This window comes from Streptomyces caatingaensis (assembly GCF_001187435.1).
Classification (GTDB): Bacteria; Actinomycetota; Actinomycetes; order Streptomycetales; family Streptomycetaceae; genus Streptomyces; species Streptomyces caatingaensis.
On the sequence record NZ_LFXA01000011.1, the window covers coordinates 269,918 to 287,359 of the forward strand.

A 17,442-nucleotide genomic window follows, 5' to 3' on the forward strand; every position below is an offset into this window, starting at 1 on the left:
AAACGTGACCCTCCTGGCTAGGCTGGGCGTCTCACCAGTCGGACATCTCACAGGAGAGGTGCACACCGTGACCACCGAGCCGCGCCGTCTGCGCAACTACATCAACGGGGAGTTCCGGGACGCCGCGGACGGGAGGACCACCGACGTGGTCGACCCGGCCACGGGCGAGGTGTACGCCACCGCTCCGCTGTCCGGCCCGGCGGACGTGGACGCCGCGATGGCCGCCGCCGAGGCCGCCTTCCCGGCCTGGCGGGACCTGGTCCCGGCCGAGCGCCAGAAGGCCCTGCTCAAGATCGCCGACGCGGTCGAGGCGCGGGCCGAGGAGCTCATCGCCGTCGAGTCGGAGAACACCGGCAAGCCGCTCGCCCTCACCCGCAGCGAGGAGGTGCCGCCGATGGTGGACCAGATCCGCTTCTTCGCGGGCGCCGCCCGGCTGCTGGAGGGGCGCGCCGCCGGTGAGTACATGGAGGGGATGACCTCGATCGTCCGCCGGGAGCCGGTGGGCGTCTGCGCGCAGGTCGCGCCGTGGAACTACCCGATGATGATGGCCGTGTGGAAGTTCGCCCCGGCGCTGGCCGCGGGCAACACCGTCGTCCTCAAGCCCTCGGACACCACCCCGGCCTCCACGGTCCTGCTCGCCGAGATCATCGGCGGGGTGCTGGACGAACTCGGCCACCCCAAGGGCGTGTTCAACGTCATCTGCGGCGACCGCGACACCGGCCGGCTCATGGTCGAGCACCCGGTGCCCGCCATGGCCTCCATCACCGGCTCGGTGCGCGCCGGCATGCAGGTCGCCGAGACCGCCTCGCGCGACCTCAAGCGCGTCCACCTGGAGCTGGGCGGCAAGGCGCCGGTCGTCGTCTTCGACGACGCCGACCTCGCCAAGGCCGTCGAGGACATCGCGGTCGCGGGCTACTTCAACGCCGGCCAGGACTGTACGGCCGCGACCCGCGTGCTCGTCCACTCCTCCGTCCACGACGAGTTCGTCACCGCGCTCGCCAAGGCCGCGGCGGACACGAAGACCGGCCTGCCGGACGACGAGGATGTGCTCTACGGGCCGCTCAACAACGCCAACCAGCTCGCCCAGGTCAAGGGCTTCATCGAGCGGCTGCCCGCGCACGCGAAGGTCGAGACCGGCGGCCACCAGGTCGGCGAGAAGGGCTACTTCTTCGCCCCGACCGTCGTCACCGGCCTCCGGCAGGACGACGAGGCGATCCAGAAGGAGATCTTCGGCCCGGTGATCACCGTCCAGTCCTTCACGGACGAGGACGAGGCCGTCGCCCTCGCCAACGGCGTCGAGTACGCCCTGGCGTCCTCGGTCTGGACGAAGGACCACGGGCGGGCCATGCGCATGTCCAAGCGGCTCGACTTCGGCTGCGTCTGGATCAACACCCACATCCCGCTGGTCGCGGAGATGCCGCACGGCGGCTTCAAGAAGTCGGGCTACGGGAAGGACCTGTCGGCGTACGGGTTCGAGGACTACACGCGGATCAAGCATGTGATGACGTCGCTGGGCTGAGCGGGGGCGTCGGCGAGCTCCGGGACGGGGCCTGTCCCGGGGCTCGCCTTGTCGCCGAAACGTGCGGCTTGTCAGCTCCGTGCGCACTTCGGGGAGGACGCCGAGATCGACAAGGGCGTGCGCATCGACCTCCCCGGTTTCCGGAACGGCTTCTGCCCGGACGTCGCCGAGGTCGCCGAAGGGGCGGAGCCCGACGCGAAGGACAGGTGCGCCCCCAAGACTTGGGGCTGATCGCCGAGGTCGTCTCCAAGGACGCCAAGGGGAACGACTACGGGCCCAAGAAGCAGGCGTACGCCGAGGCCGGGGTGCCCGTGCTCCTGATCGTGGATCCGTACGAGGCCAAGTGCCACCTCTGCACGTCGCCGAAGGACGGTGCCCACCACTCGGAGCTGATCACCGACTTCGGTGAGCCCGTCGATCTCAGCTGCACGCCGCTCGGGCTGACGATCTCGACCGACGAGTTCCCCCGCGACTGACCTCGCCGGTATCATCGGCGGCCGCTCCCGACCCGTACGTCCCCGCCGCCGATTGCGAGAAGCCCGTGAAGTCCCTGTCCCGCCGCTCCCTGCTGCGCGCGCTGGGCGCGGGTGCGGGGGCCGCAGCGCTCGCCGGGTGCGGGGTGCCCGCCGCTTATATCGCGCCCGGGGACCGGGCCGCGCAGGATCGTTCCGCCGAGGACAAGCAGCTCGTCTTCGCCAACTGGCCGCTCTACATCGACACGGACGAGGAGCACCCCGGCCGTCGGCCCACGCTGGACGAGTTCCAGCGGCGCAGCGGCGTCTCGGTCAAGTACACCGAGGAGATCAACGACAACGACGAGTTCTTCGGGAAGATCAGCCCCGCCCTGATGAACCATCAGGACACCGGCCGCGACCTGATCGTCGTCAGCGACTGGATGTGCGCGCGCTACGTCCGCCTGGGCTGGGTCCAGGAAATGGACCGGTCCGCCCAGCCGAACGTCGCCCGGCACCTCGACCCGCTGCTGCGCGAGCCGTCCTTCGACCCGGGGCGGCGGCACTCCGTCCCGTGGCAGTCCGGCATCACCGGCATCGCCTACCACCGCAAGAAGCTCGGCCGCGAGATCCGGCGCACGGCGGACCTCTGGAGGGACGACCTGCGCGGGCGGGTCACGCTGCTGGCCGGGATGGACGAGGCGTTCTCGCTGCTCATGCAGGGGAACGGGGCGGACGTCACGCGCTGGACCGCGGACGACTTCCACCGGATGACGGATCAGCTGCGGAGGCTCGTGCGGCGGCGGCACATCCGCCGGTTCACCGGCAACGACTACATCAAGGAGCTGTCGTCCGGGGACGTGCTGGCCTGCCAGGCGTACTCCGGGGACATCATCCAGCTCCAGGCGGACAACCCGGACATCGAGTTCGTGGTGCCGGAGGAGGGTGCGGAGCTCTGGGCGGAGAGCCTGATGATCCCGGACCTCGCGCGGCACAAGGCGAACGCCGAGCGGCTGATCGACTTCTACTACCGGCCCGAGGTGGCGGCGAAGCTGGCGGCCTCGGTCAACTACGTGTGCCCCGTGCCGGCCGCGCGGGACGTCCTCGCCTCCTCCAGGGACAGGGAGACGGCGGAGCTGGCGTCGAATCCGCTGATCTTTCCGACGGACGAGATGCGGGGGCGGCTCGCGACGGCGCGGGACATGACGGCGAAGGAGCGGCCGGGGTTCTTGAAGGAGTGGAACGAGATCGTGGGTCTGTAGGGGGAGTTGTGCCCCGGACCCGCCCCAATCCGTTTGCGCAGGGGCTGCGCCCCTGCGCGACCCGCGGGCGCGCGCCGCGCGCCGGGGCCGCGCTCCGCGCGGGGGCGGGGGCTTTGCCCCCTGCGCCCCCACCGGGGGCTGCACCCCCTGGCCCCCGCTCCCGGGCTGCGCCCTGGCCCAGCTCAGGCGCTGCCCCCCTGGACCAGCTCAGGCGCTGCCCCCCTGGACCAGCTCAGGCGCTGCCCCCCTGGCCCAGCTCCGGGGCTGCCCCCCTGGCCCAGCTCCGGGGCTGCCCCCCCGCCCCCGCCGCAGCGTGGCGAGAAACGTGCAAGTGGGGTGGGGTTTCCCTCCGGGGAAGGGCCTGGGGGTGTCCTTCAGCTGCGTAGCAACCCGTGCAGCACGCGCACCCGGTTCGTCGTGATCGAGTCGACTCCTGCCCGCACCAGGCGTCGCATCGTCCACGCCGTGTCCGGCGTCCACGCGGAGACCAGGTATCCGTCCGCGTGATCACGTGCGACCCGTTCCGGACTCACCAGGCCGAAGCGGTAGTTGAGCCAGCGCGGGGCGACGGCCGTGAGGAGGGCCGGCTTCGGTGGGGTGAGCGTCGTCCACGTGAGGGCGATCTCCGCGTCGGGGTCCGCCCGCCGGACCTCCCGCATCGAGGCGGTCGCCCCGCACCAGGAGACCCGGGCGCCGGCCCCCGCCGCCCGTACGGCCGCGACCGCGGCGCCCGCCGCCGCGGGGTCGGGCAGGTCGAGGAAGAGCCGGCCGGAGGCGTCGCAGGCGAGGGCCTCGGCCAGGGTCGGCACGCCGCCGCGGGTGAGGGAGCGCAGTTCCTCGGCCGTGACCGAGGAGAGCGCGCGCCGGTGGCCCCACAGCCGCTCCAGCGTCGCGTCGTGCAGCAGCACCGGCACCCCGTCGCGGGTGACCCGGACGTCGACCTCGACGGTCGGGGCCCCCGCCCGCAGGGCGGAGCGGATCGAGGGGAGGGTGTTCTCCCGGTGGACGTACGGGTCGCCGCGGTGGGCCACGGCCCGGACGCGGACCCGGGCCGCCCCGCCCCCGGCGCTAGCCACGCCAGCTCGCCGTGTACGCGTCGATCTCCGCCGTGAGGGCCGCCTTGCCGGCGGCGTCCATGAAGGACGCCTCGACGGCGTTCTTGGCGAGCTCCGCGACGCCGCGGGCGTCGAGGCCGAGCAGGCGGGCGGCGACCGCGTACTCGTTGTTGAGGTCGGTGCCGAACATGGGCGGGTCGTCGCTGTTGACGGTCACCAGGACGCCCGCGGCGGCCATCTCCCGGACCGGGTGCCGGTCGAGGTCCTCGACGGCCCGGGTGGCGAGGTTGGAGGTCGGGCAGACCTCCAGGGGGATGCGGTGCTCGGCGAGGTGCTCCAGCAGGCGCGGGTCCTGCGTGGCGCTGGTGCCGTGGCCGATGCGCTCGGCGCGCAGCTCGGTCAGCGCGTCCCAGATCGTCCCCGGTCCCGTCGTCTCGCCGGCGTGCGGCACGCTGTGCAGCCCGGCGGCGATGGCGCGGTCGAAGTACGGCTTGAACTGCGGCCGGGGGACGCCGATCTCGGGCCCGCCGAGGCCGAACGAGACCAGGCCCTCGGGCCGCAGGTCGCAGGCGATCCGGGCGGTCTCCTCGGCGGCCGCCAGGCCCGCCTCGCCGGGGATGTCGAAGCACCAGCGCAGCACGACGCCCAGCTCGGCCTCGGCCGCCTTGCGGGCGTCCTCGATGGCCTCGACGAAGGCGGCGTCGGGGATGCCGCGGCGCACCGAGCTGTAGGGGGTGACGGTCAGCTCGGCGTAGCGGATGTTCTGCCGGGCCATGTCGCGGGCGACCTCGTAGGTCAGCAGCCGGACGTCCTCGGCGTCGCGGATGAGATCGACGACCGAGAGGTAGACCTCGATGAAGTGCGCGAAGTCGCGGAAGGTGAAGAAGTCGGCCAGGGCCTCGGGGTCCGTGGGCACGGGCGAGTCCGGGTGGCGGGCGGCCAGCTCGGCGACGATGCGCGGGGACGCGGAGCCGACGTGGTGGACGTGCAGCTCCGCTTTGGGCAGTCCGGCGATGAACGGGGTGAGTACGGACATGCGGGCCTCCAGGGCCGGTTCGGTCGGCGGTCGGATCGCGGCTGCGGATCATCGTATGTGCGGCGTCCGCACCGTCGTACGGAGGCCGTAGCATGACAGGACAGCTTCTGGGAGGGTCATGTCCGAGACGGGCAGTGCGCAGCCGGGGCCGCGGGAGGACCGGGACCTCTGGGCCCCGCCGGAGCGGCGGGTGCCGCTCGGCAAGGGCGGGGAGGGCGACCGTCCGGCCGCCCCGCCGGTGCCGCCGGCCGACACCGTACCGCCGCCGCGCGCGGAGGGCGGCGTGCCGCCCGTGCCCCCGGCGCCGACCGGCCCGGGCACGCCGAGCGCCTACCGGCCCGCGGGGTACGGGGCGTACGGCGGCCCGCCGCCGGGCGCGCCGTACCCGGGCTACGGCCCCATATCCCCGTACGGTCCGGGCGGTCCCGGTGGTCCGGGCGGCTACCCGGCGGCGCCCTACGGGCAGCTGTGGGCGGCCCCGCCGCAGGTGCTCAACAACGGCTTCGGGACGGCCGCGCTGGTACTGGGCATCGTGGGCGTGGTGCTCTCCTTCACCATGGTCTTCGGCATCGTCCTCGGGGTGCTGGCGGTGGTCTTCGGGGCGCTGGGGCGCTCCAAGGCCGCCAAGGGCGAGGCCTCCAACCGGGGTTCGGCCACGGCCGGCATCATCCTCGGCGCCCTGGCGCTGCTGCTGTCGGTCCTGATGATCGTGCTGGTGGCCATCGCCCCCGACCCGGACACCGACCGGCACCGGCGGCACCGCGACGACTACGACGATCCCGGCAACACCTACCGCACCTCGGTCTCGGCGCCGCTCGTCCCGGCCCCGGCGAGCCGCTGACGCGCCTCCATCAGGGCGAAGCCCAGCAGATTCAGGCCCCGCCAGCGCACGGGGTCGCCGGCCCGCTCGTCGCCGGCGGCCAGGCCTATGCCCCAGACGCGGTCGAGCGGGCTGGCCTCCACCAGCACGCGCTCCCCGGTGGCCAGCAGGAACTCCCTCAGCTCCGGGTGCGCGGCGAACTTGTGGACGCTGCCCTCCACGACGAGGGCGAAACGCCGGCGCCGCCAGACCTCCTCGTCGAAGCCGCGCACCGTGCGGCCGGCGTCCTTGGCCTGCTGGGGGTGGCCGGCCGCCAGCACCCGGGCCTCGGCCTCCGCGTCCTCGAAGAGCCGGGCCTTTCCGGCCATCATCCAGTGCTCCGCCGTCGGGTACACGACGCCGTCCACCGTGAAGGGCGAGGGCCACCACTGGCTGAAGCAGCCGGGCCCCGCACTGCCGTCCCGCCGGGGGCGGTGGCCCCAGAAGTGGACGTATTCCGGCCGCTCCCCGCGCCCGACCGCCGCCGTCAACCCGGCCACGGACCGGGCCAGATGCGCCCTCCGCGGCGCGTGCCCGCCCGTCGTCTCCCCCGTGTACGTCATGGTCTCCCCCGTGTTGGTCATGGTGGCGATTCTGGCAGCGGCCACTGACAACGCCGAGTGATTATCCGGAGGGCGGCCCGCGACCCCTGGTCATGGTCATAACATTGCCCGGCGTATATCCAACGAGGGGAAACCATCCTTGTCCGGCTACGGTCAGAATCCTTACGGCCCGCCTTCCCAGCCGCAGCAGCCTCCGCAGCAGCCCGGCTACGGCTACCCGGCCGCCAACAGCGCTCCCTACCAGGGGGGTTACCCGGCCGCCCCGCCGGTCCAGCCGTACGGCGCCGCCCCCTACGGCGCGCCCATGCAGCCGAGCAACGGCATCGGCACCGCCGGTCTGGTCACCGGCATCATCGGCGCGGTCTGCAGCGCCATCGTGATCTTCTGGTACATCGGCTTCATCCTGGGCATCCTCGGCATCGTCTTCGGCGCCGTCGGCCGCGGCAAGGTGAAGCGGGGCGAGGCGACCAACCGGGGCGCGGCCACCACCGGCATCGTCCTCGGCATCCTCGGGATCATCCTGCCCGTCATCTATCTGGTGCTCTTCGCCAGCGCGATCGGGGCGGCGGGTCTCGGGTCCTCCTGACCCGGGCCGGCGCTCCCATCCCGCCCGCATCATTGCCGATTCCGTCGCAGAGCGAATCCTCTGCGACGGAATCTCTTGTTGCGGGCCCTTCCCTCTGACAGGATCGGCGGTCAGATCCGGCAGGAGCAGCACCCGTCCCCCGGCCTGAGCGGCGGCGGAGGAGGTGAGCGACGCGGCACCCGCACGACCCGGACGCGATCTCCCGCGTCCGTATGTCACTGTTATGTGCTCTACGCCCCCACACCTCTGGATCCACACCCATGACAGAAACCGCCCCGAGCGGCAGCGGCACCGACGTGTGCCTCGCCGGAATCAGCAAGCGGTACGGCACCTTCACCGCCGTGCACCCGCTGGACCTCACCGTCCCCGCGGGCTCCTTCTTCGCCCTGCTCGGGGCCTCCGGCTGCGGCAAGACCACCACCCTGCGCATGATCGCCGGCCTGGAGGAGCCCTCCACCGGCTCCGTCGTGCTCGGCGGCCAGGACGTGACCGCCCTCCCGCCCTACAAGCGGCCGGTGAACACCGTCTTCCAGAGCTACGCGCTCTTCCCCCACCTCGACATCTTCGAGAACGTCGCCTTCGGGCTGCGCCGCCGCGGCGTCAAGTCCGTGAAGAGGCACGTCGGCGAGATGCTCGACCTCGTCCAGCTGGGCGAGATGGCCCGGCGCCGGCCGCACGAGCTCTCCGGCGGCCAGCAGCAGCGCGTCGCCGTGGCCCGCGCGCTCATCAACCACCCCCGCGTCCTCCTCCTCGACGAGCCGCTGGGCGCCCTCGACCTCAAGCTGCGCCGCCAGATGCAGCTGGAGCTCAAGCGCATCCAGACCGAGGTCGGCATCACCTTCGTGCACGTCACCCACGACCAGGAGGAGGCCATGACGATGGCCGACACCGTCGCCGTCATGAACGCCGGCCGGGTCGAGCAGCTCGGCGCCCCCGCCGACCTCTACGAGACCCCGCGCACCACCTTCGTCGCCAACTTCCTGGGCACCTCCAACCTCATCACCGCCGAGGTCCTCGACGCCGCGGGCGACACCGTCGTGCTGCGTGCCGCCGGCACCAAGCTCGCCCTGCCCGCCGGCCGCTGCCCGGCCGCCGCCCGCACCGGCGACAAGCTGCTCCTCGGCATACGGCCGGAGAAGATCACCCTCACCCACGCCGACGACGCCGACACCGTGCCCGCCGGGCGCAACAGCGTCCGCGGCCGCATCGCCACGGCCGGCTTCATCGGCGTCTCCACCCAGTACGTCGTCGACAGCCCGGTCGCCGCGGGCACCGCCGGCCTGTCCGTCTACGTACAGAACATCGAGCGCGACCCCCGCCTGGTCCCCGGCGCCGAGGTGCTCCTGCACTGGAACCCGGGCCACGGCTTCGGACTGGACGCCGCCCAGCGCATCGAGGCCGGCACGGACGTCGACCTGGGGGAGGGGCCCTCGTGACGACGACCGCCACCGCTCCCGCCGCACCGCCCGCCGCCCCCGCCCGCCGCGGCCGCCTCGTCCCCTACTGGCTGCTGCTCCCCGGCATCCTCTGGCTGCTCCTCTTCTTCGTCGCCCCCCTCGTCTACCAGGCCTCGACCTCGGTGCAGACCGGGTCGCTGGAGGACGGCTTCCAGGTCACCTGGCACGTCGCCACCTACTGGGACGCCCTGGCCCAGTACTACCCGCAGTTCCTGCGCTCCGTCGGCTACGCGACCGCCGCGACCGTCCTCTGCCTGCTCCTCGGCTACCCGCTCGCCTACCTCATCGCCTTCCGGGCGGGCCGCTGGCGGACGCTGCTCATGGTGCTGGTCGTCGCGCCGTTCTTCACCAGCTTCCTCATCCGCACGCTGGCCTGGAAGACGATCCTCTCCGACGGCGGGCCCGTCGTCTCCGCGCTCGGCTCGCTGCACGTCCTCGGCCTGACCGACGCGCTCGGCCTCACCGAGGGACACCGGCTGCTCGCCACCCCCCTCGCCGTCGTCTGCGGACTCACCTACAACTTCCTGCCGTTCATGATCCTGCCGCTCTACACCTCCCTGGAGCGCATCGACGGCCGGCTCCACGAAGCGGCCGGCGACCTCTACGCCCGGCCCCTGACCACCTTCCGCCACGTGACCTTTCCGCTGTCCCTGCCCGGCGTCGTCGCGGGCACGCTGCTGACCTTCATCCCCGCCGCCGGTGACTACATCAACGCCGAACTGCTCGGCTCCCCGGACCAGAAGATGATCGGCAACGTCATCCAGTCCCAGTTCCTGCGCGTCCTGGACTACCCGACCGCCGCCGCCCTCTCCTTCATCCTCATGGCCGCGATCCTCGCCATGGTCACCGTCTACCTGCGCCGCGCCGGAACGGAGGACGTCGTCTGATGGCCGCCGCCCCCGGCCGGTCCCCGCGCCCGCTGCGCTGGCTGCGCCGCAACCTCGTCGTCCTCGCGGGCCTGGCCACCCTGGCCTACCTGCTGCTGCCCAACGTCGTCGTCACGGTCTTCTCGTTCAACAAGCCCAACGGCCGCTTCAACTACAAGTGGCAGCGCTTCTCCACGGACGCCTGGACCCACCCCTGTGACGTCGACGGCCTGTGCGGCTCGCTCTCGCTCAGCCTCTGGATCGCCCTGTGGGCGACCCTCGGCGCCACCGTCCTCGGCACCGCCGCCGCCTTCGCGCTGGCCCGGTACCGCTTCCGGGCCCGCTCCACGGTGAGCAGCCTGGTCTTCCTGCCCATGGCCATGCCCGAGGTCGTCATGGCGGCCTCGCTCGCCACGCTCTTCCTCAACACCGGTGTCAGCTTCGGCTTCTGGACGATCCTCGTCGCCCACATCACCTTCTGCCTCAGCTTCGTCGTCACCGCCGTCAAGGCCCGGGTGACGAGCATGGACCCGCGCCTGGAGCAGGCCGCGCAGGACCTCTACGCCACGCCGCTCCAGACCTTCCTGCGCGTCACGCTGCCCATCGCCGCCCCCGGCATCGCCGCCGGGGCGCTGCTGTCCTTCGCGCTCTCCTTCGACGACTTCGTCATCACGAACTTCAACGCCGGCTCCACTGTGACCTTCCCCATGTTCGTCTGGGGAGCGGCCCAGCGGGGCACCCCCGTTCAGATCAATGTCATCGGGACCGCGATGTTCGTCATCGCCGTGTTGTGCGTCCTGGCCGGACAGTTGGCCGGAAGCCGCCGAAAACGCAGCAGAAGGAGCTGAGACCATGGCCGCCCGTGCCATGAACCCTGCCCGAGCACTCTCCGACACCACCCTGCGCCCCTACTGGCTCGACGACCCCGGGCGGCCCGGGCCCCGCCCCGCCCTCGTCGGCGACGAACACTGCGACCTGCTCGTCGTCGGCGGGGGCTACTCCGGACTCTGGACGGCCCTCAACGCCAAGGAACGCGACCCCGGCCGGGACGTCGTCCTCATCGAGGCCGAGGAGTGCGGCTGGGCCGCCTCCGGCCGCAACGGCGGCTTCTGCGCCGCCTCCCTCACCCACGGCACCGGCAACGGACTCGCCCGCTGGCCCGACGAGATCGGCCTCCTGGAGGACCTCGGCCGCCGCAACCTGGACGGCATCGAGGCCGCCCTCGAACGCCACGGCATCGACTGCGACTTCGAGCGCACCGGCGAGATAGAGATCGCCACCGCACCGCACCAGGTGGACGAACTCCGCGGGACGGCCGAGGAGTTCGCCGCCCACGGCCTCACCGGCCACACCTACCTGGACCGCGACGCGCTCCGCGCCGAGGTCGACTCCCCGACCTTCCTCGCCGGCCTCTGGGACCGCACCGGCGTCGCCATGCTCCACCCGGCCAAGCTGGCCTGGGGCCTCAGACGGGCCTGCCTGGAGCTGGGCGTCCGCCTCTACGAGCACACGCCGGGCAGCGAGTTGTCCTCGCGCGGCGCCGGCGTCGCCGTCCGCACCCCCTACGGGCGGGTCTTCGCCCGGCAGGCCGTCCTCGCCACCAACGCCTTCCCCTCCCTGGTCAAACGCCTGCGCCCGTACATCGCGCCCGTCTACGACTACGCGCTGGTCACCGAGCCGCTGACGGACGGACAGCTGGCGGCCGTCGGCTGGCGGCGGCGCCAGGGGCTGAGCGACTACGCCAACCACTTCCACTACTTCCGGCTGACCGCCGACCGCCGTGTCCTGTGGGGCGGTTACGACGTCGTCTACCACTACGGCGGCGAGATCCGCGCCGAGTACGACCACAACCCGGACACCTACCGGCGCCTCGCCGAGCACTTCTTCCACTGCTTCCCGCAGCTGGAGGGCGTGCGCTTCTCCCACGCGTGGGGCGGCGTCATCGACACCTGCTCCCGCTTCTCCGCCTTCTTCGGCACCGCGCACGGCGGACGCGTCGCCTACGCGCTCGGGTACACCGGCCTCGGCGTCGGGGCGACCCGCTTCGGCGCGGACGTCATGCTCGACCTGCTCGCGGGGGAGCGGACGGAGCGCACCGCGCCCGAGATGGTCCGCACCAAGCCGCTGCCCTTCCCGCCGGAGCCGGTGCGGTCCGTGGGCATCGGCCTCACCCAGTGGTCCATGACGCGCGCCGACGAGAACGGCGGGCGGCGGAATCTGTGGCTGAGGGCGATGGACAGGGTCGGCCTCGGCTTCGACAGCTGAGGACCCCGTCCTTCTCGCTCGTCCTTCCCGTCTTTCTCCTTTTCCTGTCGCAGTGGCGTCATGACGGGCCTCCGGCCGCCTCTCACGGGTGTAGGCACCGGTGCGGGCCCTGGTACGGGCCCCGGTGCGGGCACGACCGGCGAGACGCAGCGGACAGGACGAGACGCGGGAGGCGGGCGCATGGGCGGCGGTACGAGGAGCGGGCGGAGCGCGGTGGAGTGGCTGGCATCGGCCGCGCCCGACCCGCGGGCCTGCCGGCGGGAGTGGGAGCGGAACCCCTTCGGGATCGCGCTCCTGCCGGCCGGGCGGGTCTGGGACGTGCTCGTCGTGCCCGCCGCGCTCGGGCGGCCCGCCGCGGAGATCCTCTCCCGGCGCACCCGCCGCCCCGGCCCCGCCCTCTCCGACGAACGGGCGCGCCGGGTCGGCTTCCTCGTCCCGCCCGGGACGGCGGACCGGTGGGTGGGCACCGGCGTGCGGGGCGTGGGGGAGGGGGCGTGGGTCGTGGTGCCGCATCCCCTGCGGGGGGTGTCCCAGGTGCGGTGGCTCGTCCCGCCCGACGGGTCGGGGGCGCTGACGGATCCGGGGGAGCTGGAGGGGGCGCTGCACGTGGTGGCGGTGGGATGAGAGGGGCCTTCGCCCCGCTCACCGCACGGAGCGCGGTGCCGGGCCGAGGGGCGGAGCCCCGGGTGGAAGGGGGGAGGGGCGGGGCCGGGGCACGCAGCGGAGCAGCGGGATCGCGAGGCACCAGGACGCCACCACGTCCAGCGGCCAGTGGTAGCCGCAGCGGACGAGGCCGAGCCCGACGGCCGCGTTGAGCAGGGCGAAGGCCACCCACGGCCGGCGACGGCGGCCGGCGAGCAGCAGGACGGCGAGGCCGTACGCCACCGCCGCCGTCGCCGCGTGCCCCGACGGGAGGAAACCGTCGTGCGGGCCGGGCCCCATGGCCGGCGGACCGGGCCGGGCGATCCACAGCTTCAGGGGGACGACGAGAGCGGGCACGGCGGCCATGCAGAGACAGGCGGCCAGCACCTGCCGCCACGTACGCCGCCCCCGCCGCACCGCCCACCCGCAGGCCGCCAGCAGCACCGGCACGGCGACGGTCGCATTGCCGAGGTCGGCGAGGAAACCGGCGAGCGGGCGCGGGAGGACGGCGGTGGAGACGACGGCCGCGCCCAGCCGCTCGTCCGCCGCGCGCAGCGGCCCGTGCACGGCGACCTGCCAGGCGATCAGCGCGAAGAGCACCACGCACACGGCCGGCAGGACGAGAGCCGGCGGCCCCGGAACAGGGGGGGAAGTTCCGGGGCCGCCGTCCCGGCCGGCGCGCCGCGCGCCCCGGGGGGTGTGGGGCGGGCGGGCGTCCGGTCCGTGAGGACTCCCGGGGCCAGAGGCCCCGGTGGTGTGCACGACGGCACAGCCGCGCCGGTACCGGGGAAGCACCGGCGGGGCGACGTCCGCGCGGTCCCGCGGACGGGATGTCTCACTCATCCGCAGAAACCGTACGGCAGCCCGCTCGGCGGGCGGTAGCCGCGTCACCCCTCCACCACCCGCCCCGCACATGTTCTTCACGCACGGGTGTCCAGGGTCTCCGCCCGGCCCGCCCGCCCCGGCTCACAGGGCGGCGAGCGCGGTCTCGATGATGTCCAGGCCCTCGTTCAGCAGGTCCTCGCCGATGACCAGCGGCGGCAGGAAGCGCAGCACGTTGCCGTAGGTGCCGCAGGTCAGGACCAGCAGCCCCGCCGCGTGGCACGCCTTGGCCAGCGCCCCGGCGGCCCCGGCGTCCGGCTCCTTCGTCGCCGGGTCCTTGACCAGCTCGATGGCGATCATCGCGCCGCGGCCCCGGATGTCGCCGATGACGGGGAACTTCTCCTGCATGGCGGCGAGGCGGCCCTTCATGACCTCCTCGATACGCCGGGCCTTGGCGTTGAGGTCCAGCTCGCGCATGGTCTCGATGGCGCCGAGCGCGGCCGCGCAGGCCACCGGGTTGCCGCCGTAGGTGCCGCCGAGGCCGCCCGGGTGCGCCGCGTCCATGATCTCGGCGCGGCCGGTGACCGCCGCGAGCGGCAGACCGCCCGCGATGCCCTTGGCGGTGGTGATCAGGTCGGGGACGATGCCCTCGTCCTCGCAGGCGAACCACTGGCCGGTGCGGCAGAAGCCGGACTGGATCTCGTCCGCGACGAAGACGATGCCGTTGTCCTGGGCGAACTGCGCGATGCGCGGCAGGAAGCCCTTGGCCGGCTCGATGAAGCCGCCCTCGCCGAGCACCGGCTCGATGACGATCGCGGCGACGTTCTCGGCCCCGACCTGCTTGGTGATCTGGTCGATGGCCTGGGCCGCGGCCTCGGGGCCGCAGTTCTCCGGACCGGTGGGCCAGCGGTAGCCGTAGGCCACCGGCACCCGGTAGACCTCGGGCGCGAACGGGCCGAAGCCGTGCTTGTACGGCATGTTCTTGGCCGTGAGCGCCATCGTCAGGTTGGTGCGGCCGTGGTAGCCGTGGTCGAAGACGACGACGGCCTGGCGCCTGGTGTACGCGCGGGCGATCTTCACCGCGTTCTCGACGGCCTCGGCGCCCGAGTTGAACAGCGCCGACTTCTTGGCGTGGTCACCGGGGGTGAGCTCGGCGAGCTGCTCGCAGACCGCCACGTAGCCCTCGTAGGGCGTGACCATGAAACAGGTGTGGGTGAAGTCCGCGAGCTGCGCGGTCGCCCGGCGCACCACGGCCTCGGCGCTGTTGCCGACCGAGGTCACGGCGATGCCGGAACCGAAGTCGATCAGCGAGTTGCCGTCCACGTCCTCGATGACGCCGCCGCCCGCGCGGGTGGTGAACACCGGGAGCGTCGAGCCGACGCCGGCGGCCACGGCGGCGGTGCGGCGGGCCTGGAGCTCCAGCGACTTGGGGCCGGGGATCGCGGTGACGACGCGGCGCTCCTGGGGGAGGGACGGGCCTCCGGTCAGTTCGGTCATGAGGGGCTCCCGGGGGAAGAACACGGACTTGTGGTCGCAGGCTAGGGCGGCGCGGGTGGCCCCGGCATGTTCCGTTCGGGAGAAGTCGCCGGGGTCCGTTGTCCGTACCGGACATGGCACGGCCGCGCGGCGGTCGCGCCGGGCGTGCCGGACACGCTGAACTCCCCGCGCCGGGCCACTAGATTGGCCCGGGGACACTTCGGACGCGCGCGTGGCAGAGGGCCGGCGAGGGGGCGAGGGCAGCGATGGACTTCGAGCGCAGGCGCGACGGATCCGCGATGCGGGAGGGTTCCGCGGCGCGTGGGGGGTCCGCTGCGCGCGCCGCCGGTACGTCCGGCGTGCCCGCGGCACCGCAGGCGCGGCCGGCGGCGCCCGGCGACGCGGACGCGCCCCGCGGCGGCCGGCCGCCGCGCCGGGCCGCGCCCCCGCCGCGCCGGACCGAGCCCGCCGGGCAGGCCGCGCCGCCGCACCGGGCCGCTCCTCCCCGTCCGGCCGCCGCCCCGCCCCCGCCGGCCGCGCCCCCGGCGCCGGCCGCCGCCCCCGCGCGGGAGGACGCCCCGCCCGGGGCACCGTTCCTCGCCTGGCTGCGCACCCCGCGACCGCAGGCGGCGCCCGGGGTGTGGGCGTTCGGGCACCGGCCGCGGCCGGCCGAGGAGCCCGTCCGGGTGCCGGCCCGGCAGCTGCTCGGCGGCGCGCTGATCGCGCTGCTGTCGTGCTGGCTGCTGTGGTCGCTGCTGTGGAACAGCTTCCTGGGCGGCCTCTGGATGTGGCCGCTGTTCAACTTCACGGCCGACTCCTGGCGCAGCGGGATGACGTTCGTCGTCCTCTCCTACGGCTACTACGCGCTGACCGCCGCCGTCCTGCTGTTCTTCTTCGGCCGCCTCGGGCGCTGGCCCGAGGTCTGGCGCCGCTGGGGCGCGCCGCTGGTGCGCCGCCTCTGGGACGACGGGGGCGAGCCGCCGCCCCCCGCGCCCGCCCCCCGCGAGGACCCCGCCGAGTGGCCGCGGCTGCGCGCTGCGGGGGCGCACGACGCCGCCGACCGGCTCGCGGCCGACGCGCGCGCCGGGCTCATGAACGACGTGGACCACGCGCGCATCGAGCGTGCCTGGCAGGCCGCCACCGCCCGCCCCGGCCTGCTCGCCGCCTTCACCGACACCGTCCTGCGGCACGGCGCCGCCGCCTGCCCGCACCCCTCGGGCGCCCGCGACCTGGCCGTCCGCACCGCGCCGCACGACCTGGTCGCCCGGCAGGTACGGATCGGCACGGCCGCCGACGACCGCCGCAACCCGTACGCCCACCGCGGCACGGGCTGCGCCCTGGACCCGGGCCTGCTGGGCACGTCCCTGCTGGCCGTCGGCCCGCCGGGCAGCGGCAAGACGGACCGCCTGGTGCGGCCCGTCCTCGAATCGCTGTGCCTCCAGGCGCTGGCCGGGCGGGCGGCCGTGGTCGCGGTCGGCGCGACGGGCGCCGGCCTGGCGCCGGACGACGCCTTCGACGTCGTCGTACGGATCGGCCGCCCGGACTCGGAGTACGACCTCGACCTCTACGGCGGCACCGACGACCCGGACGAGGCCGCCGGAGTCCTCGCCGAGGGCCTCGTCGGCGACCTCGTCGGGGCGCGGCCCGAGGCCGACGGCCGCCGGGCCGCCACCGCCCTCGCCCAGCTCCTCGGCCCCTACCGGGCGGCCCACGGCCGCTTCCCCGCCGTCCCCGAGCTGCGCGAACTCCTCGACGGCGCCCCCGGCGCGCTCGGCGCGCTGCGCGCCGCGCTGACCGCCGGCGGCCACGAGGCGCTGCTGCGCGAACTCGACGCCCGCGAGCGGCAGGCCGGCCGGCCCGGCGACGTGGCCCCGCTGCTCGCCGACCGGATCGCGCTGCTCGACCGGCCCGCCTTCGCGGGCTTCTTCGACACCGCCCACCCGGGGCGCACCTTCTCCCTGCGGACCCTCGAACACCCGCTGCGCGTCCGGGTCGACCTGCCCGAGCGCGGCCACGCCGAGGCGTCCCGGATGCTCGCCCGGCTGGTCCTCGCCCAGTTCACCGAGTGCGCGGCGAGCCGCGCCGACCGGTCGCTGTTCGCCTGCCTCGTCCTCGACGACGCCACCTCGGCCGTCACCGCCGAGTCCGTCCGCGGCCTTCAGCGGCTGCGCTCCGCCCACGCGGGCGCCCTCCTCACCCTGCGGACGCTCGACGACGTCCCCGAGGCCCTGCGCGGGCCGCTGCTCGGCTCGGTCGGCTGCCGGATGGCCCTGTCCGGGGTGACGACCTGGGACGGGGCCCGGTTCGCCGAGGTCTGGGGCAAGGAGTGGGTCGAGACCCGGGACGTCACGGACCGGCAGGTCGTCGCCCACGACCCGTTCTCCCGCGGCATGCACGCCCTGCGCCGGCTGATCAGCGGCCGCGCGGTCACGGCCCAGTCCGTCACCGTGCGCACCGTCGAGCGCGAGCGCTGGTCCGCCTCCGAACTGGCGCACGCCGTGCCGCCGGGGCACGCGGTGCTCTCCGTGACGTCCGTCGGCGGGGCGGCCGCGCCGCCGGTGCTGGTGGACCTGCACGGATAG

At 74.0% G+C, this 17,442-nt stretch carries 17 protein-coding genes; 12 read left to right on the forward strand and 5 right to left on the reverse strand.

Features of this window, described 5'->3' with window-relative positions; translation table 11 throughout:
- The first annotated feature begins 67 nt into the window (after positions 1-67).
- The 4 genes from AC230_RS18700 to AC230_RS18710 all read left to right on the forward strand — a co-directional run bounded on the left by AC230_RS18700 (position 68) and on the right by AC230_RS18710 (position 3,233).
- Positions 68-1,519 (forward strand): gamma-aminobutyraldehyde dehydrogenase, encoded by a 1,452-nt coding sequence (locus AC230_RS18700; protein WP_049717495.1) that lies wholly within the window; start codon positions 68-70, stop codon positions 1,517-1,519.
- Between the two features lie 48 nt (positions 1,520-1,567).
- Entirely contained in the window at positions 1,568-1,750 is a 183-nt protein-coding gene (locus AC230_RS32630) for a hypothetical protein (RefSeq protein WP_053161239.1), read from the forward strand.
- Positions 1,726-1,995, forward strand: a complete 270-nt coding sequence (locus tag AC230_RS32635; RefSeq protein WP_157868601.1) for a Uma2 family endonuclease — start codon at positions 1,726-1,728, stop codon at positions 1,993-1,995. Before AC230_RS32630 ends, AC230_RS32635 begins: the two co-directional genes overlap by 25 nt.
- A gap of 74 nt (positions 1,996-2,069) precedes the next feature.
- Entirely contained in the window at positions 2,070-3,233 is a 1,164-nt protein-coding gene (locus tag AC230_RS18710; protein ID WP_049717496.1) for a polyamine ABC transporter substrate-binding protein, read from the forward strand.
- Between the two features lie 374 nt (positions 3,234-3,607).
- On the opposite strand, the gene AC230_RS18715 is transcribed toward AC230_RS18710, so the two are convergent.
- Together AC230_RS18715 and AC230_RS18720 are read right to left on the reverse strand one after the other, a co-directional pair.
- Complete coding sequence (locus tag AC230_RS18715) at positions 3,608-4,309, reverse strand: glycerophosphodiester phosphodiesterase (protein WP_049717415.1); 702 nt, start codon at positions 4,307-4,309, stop codon at positions 3,608-3,610.
- Positions 4,302-5,324, reverse strand: coding sequence for an adenosine deaminase (locus AC230_RS18720; protein ID WP_049717416.1), 1,023 nt, complete (start codon positions 5,322-5,324; stop codon positions 4,302-4,304). Before AC230_RS18720 ends, AC230_RS18715 begins: the two co-directional genes overlap by 8 nt.
- Positions 5,325-5,442: 118 nt before the next feature.
- Between AC230_RS18720 and AC230_RS30375 the strand changes: the two genes are divergently transcribed.
- The gene (locus AC230_RS30375) at positions 5,443-6,165 is read left to right on the forward strand and encodes a DUF4190 domain-containing protein (protein WP_053161243.1); all 723 of its coding nucleotides are present in this window, start codon (positions 5,443-5,445) and stop codon (positions 6,163-6,165) included.
- Here AC230_RS30375 and AC230_RS18730 read toward each other — a convergent pair.
- Complete coding sequence (locus AC230_RS18730) at positions 6,114-6,767, reverse strand: NADAR family protein (protein WP_078871364.1); 654 nt, start codon at positions 6,765-6,767, stop codon at positions 6,114-6,116. The genes AC230_RS30375 and AC230_RS18730 overlap by 52 nt on opposite strands.
- A 118-nt stretch (positions 6,768-6,885) precedes the next feature.
- Between AC230_RS18730 and AC230_RS18735 the strand changes: the two genes are divergently transcribed.
- The 6 genes from AC230_RS18735 (at position 6,886) to AC230_RS18760 (ending at position 12,544) form a co-directional block, all read left to right on the forward strand.
- Complete coding sequence (locus AC230_RS18735) at positions 6,886-7,332, forward strand: DUF4190 domain-containing protein (protein ID WP_049717417.1); 447 nt, start codon at positions 6,886-6,888, stop codon at positions 7,330-7,332.
- Between the two features lie 260 nt (positions 7,333-7,592).
- Positions 7,593-8,768, forward strand: a complete 1,176-nt coding sequence (locus AC230_RS18740) for an ABC transporter ATP-binding protein (protein ID WP_049717418.1) — start codon at positions 7,593-7,595, stop codon at positions 8,766-8,768.
- A complete protein-coding gene (locus AC230_RS18745; RefSeq protein ID WP_049717419.1) occupies positions 8,765-9,676 on the forward strand; it encodes an ABC transporter permease in 912 nt (303 codons plus the stop codon). The genes AC230_RS18740 and AC230_RS18745 overlap by 4 nt, the downstream gene beginning before the upstream one ends.
- The gene (locus AC230_RS18750) at positions 9,676-10,503 is read left to right on the forward strand and encodes an ABC transporter permease (RefSeq protein ID WP_049717420.1); all 828 of its coding nucleotides are present in this window, start codon (positions 9,676-9,678) and stop codon (positions 10,501-10,503) included. Before AC230_RS18745 ends, AC230_RS18750 begins: the two co-directional genes overlap by 1 nt.
- A gap of 4 nt (positions 10,504-10,507) precedes the next feature.
- Positions 10,508-11,920 (forward strand): NAD(P)/FAD-dependent oxidoreductase, encoded by a 1,413-nt coding sequence (locus AC230_RS18755; protein ID WP_422125604.1) that lies wholly within the window; start codon positions 10,508-10,510, stop codon positions 11,918-11,920.
- 180 nt (positions 11,921-12,100) lie between these two features.
- Complete coding sequence (locus tag AC230_RS18760; RefSeq protein WP_049717421.1) at positions 12,101-12,544, forward strand: hypothetical protein; 444 nt, start codon at positions 12,101-12,103, stop codon at positions 12,542-12,544.
- A gap of 18 nt (positions 12,545-12,562) precedes the next feature.
- Here the strand turns inward: AC230_RS18760 and AC230_RS31240 are convergent, their stop codons facing one another.
- Both AC230_RS31240 and gabT read right to left on the reverse strand, forming a co-directional pair.
- Entirely contained in the window at positions 12,563-13,171 is a 609-nt protein-coding gene (locus AC230_RS31240) for a phosphatase PAP2 family protein (protein WP_241833273.1), read from the reverse strand.
- 357 nt (positions 13,172-13,528) lie between these two features.
- Positions 13,529-14,881, reverse strand: coding sequence for a 4-aminobutyrate--2-oxoglutarate transaminase (gabT, locus tag AC230_RS18770; protein ID WP_049717422.1), 1,353 nt, complete (start codon positions 14,879-14,881; stop codon positions 13,529-13,531).
- Positions 14,882-15,159: 278 nt separating this feature from the next.
- Here gabT and AC230_RS18775 point away from each other — a divergent pair, with 278 nt between their 5' ends.
- Entirely contained in the window at positions 15,160-17,442 is a 2,283-nt protein-coding gene (locus tag AC230_RS18775; RefSeq protein ID WP_078871380.1) for an ATP-binding protein, read from the forward strand.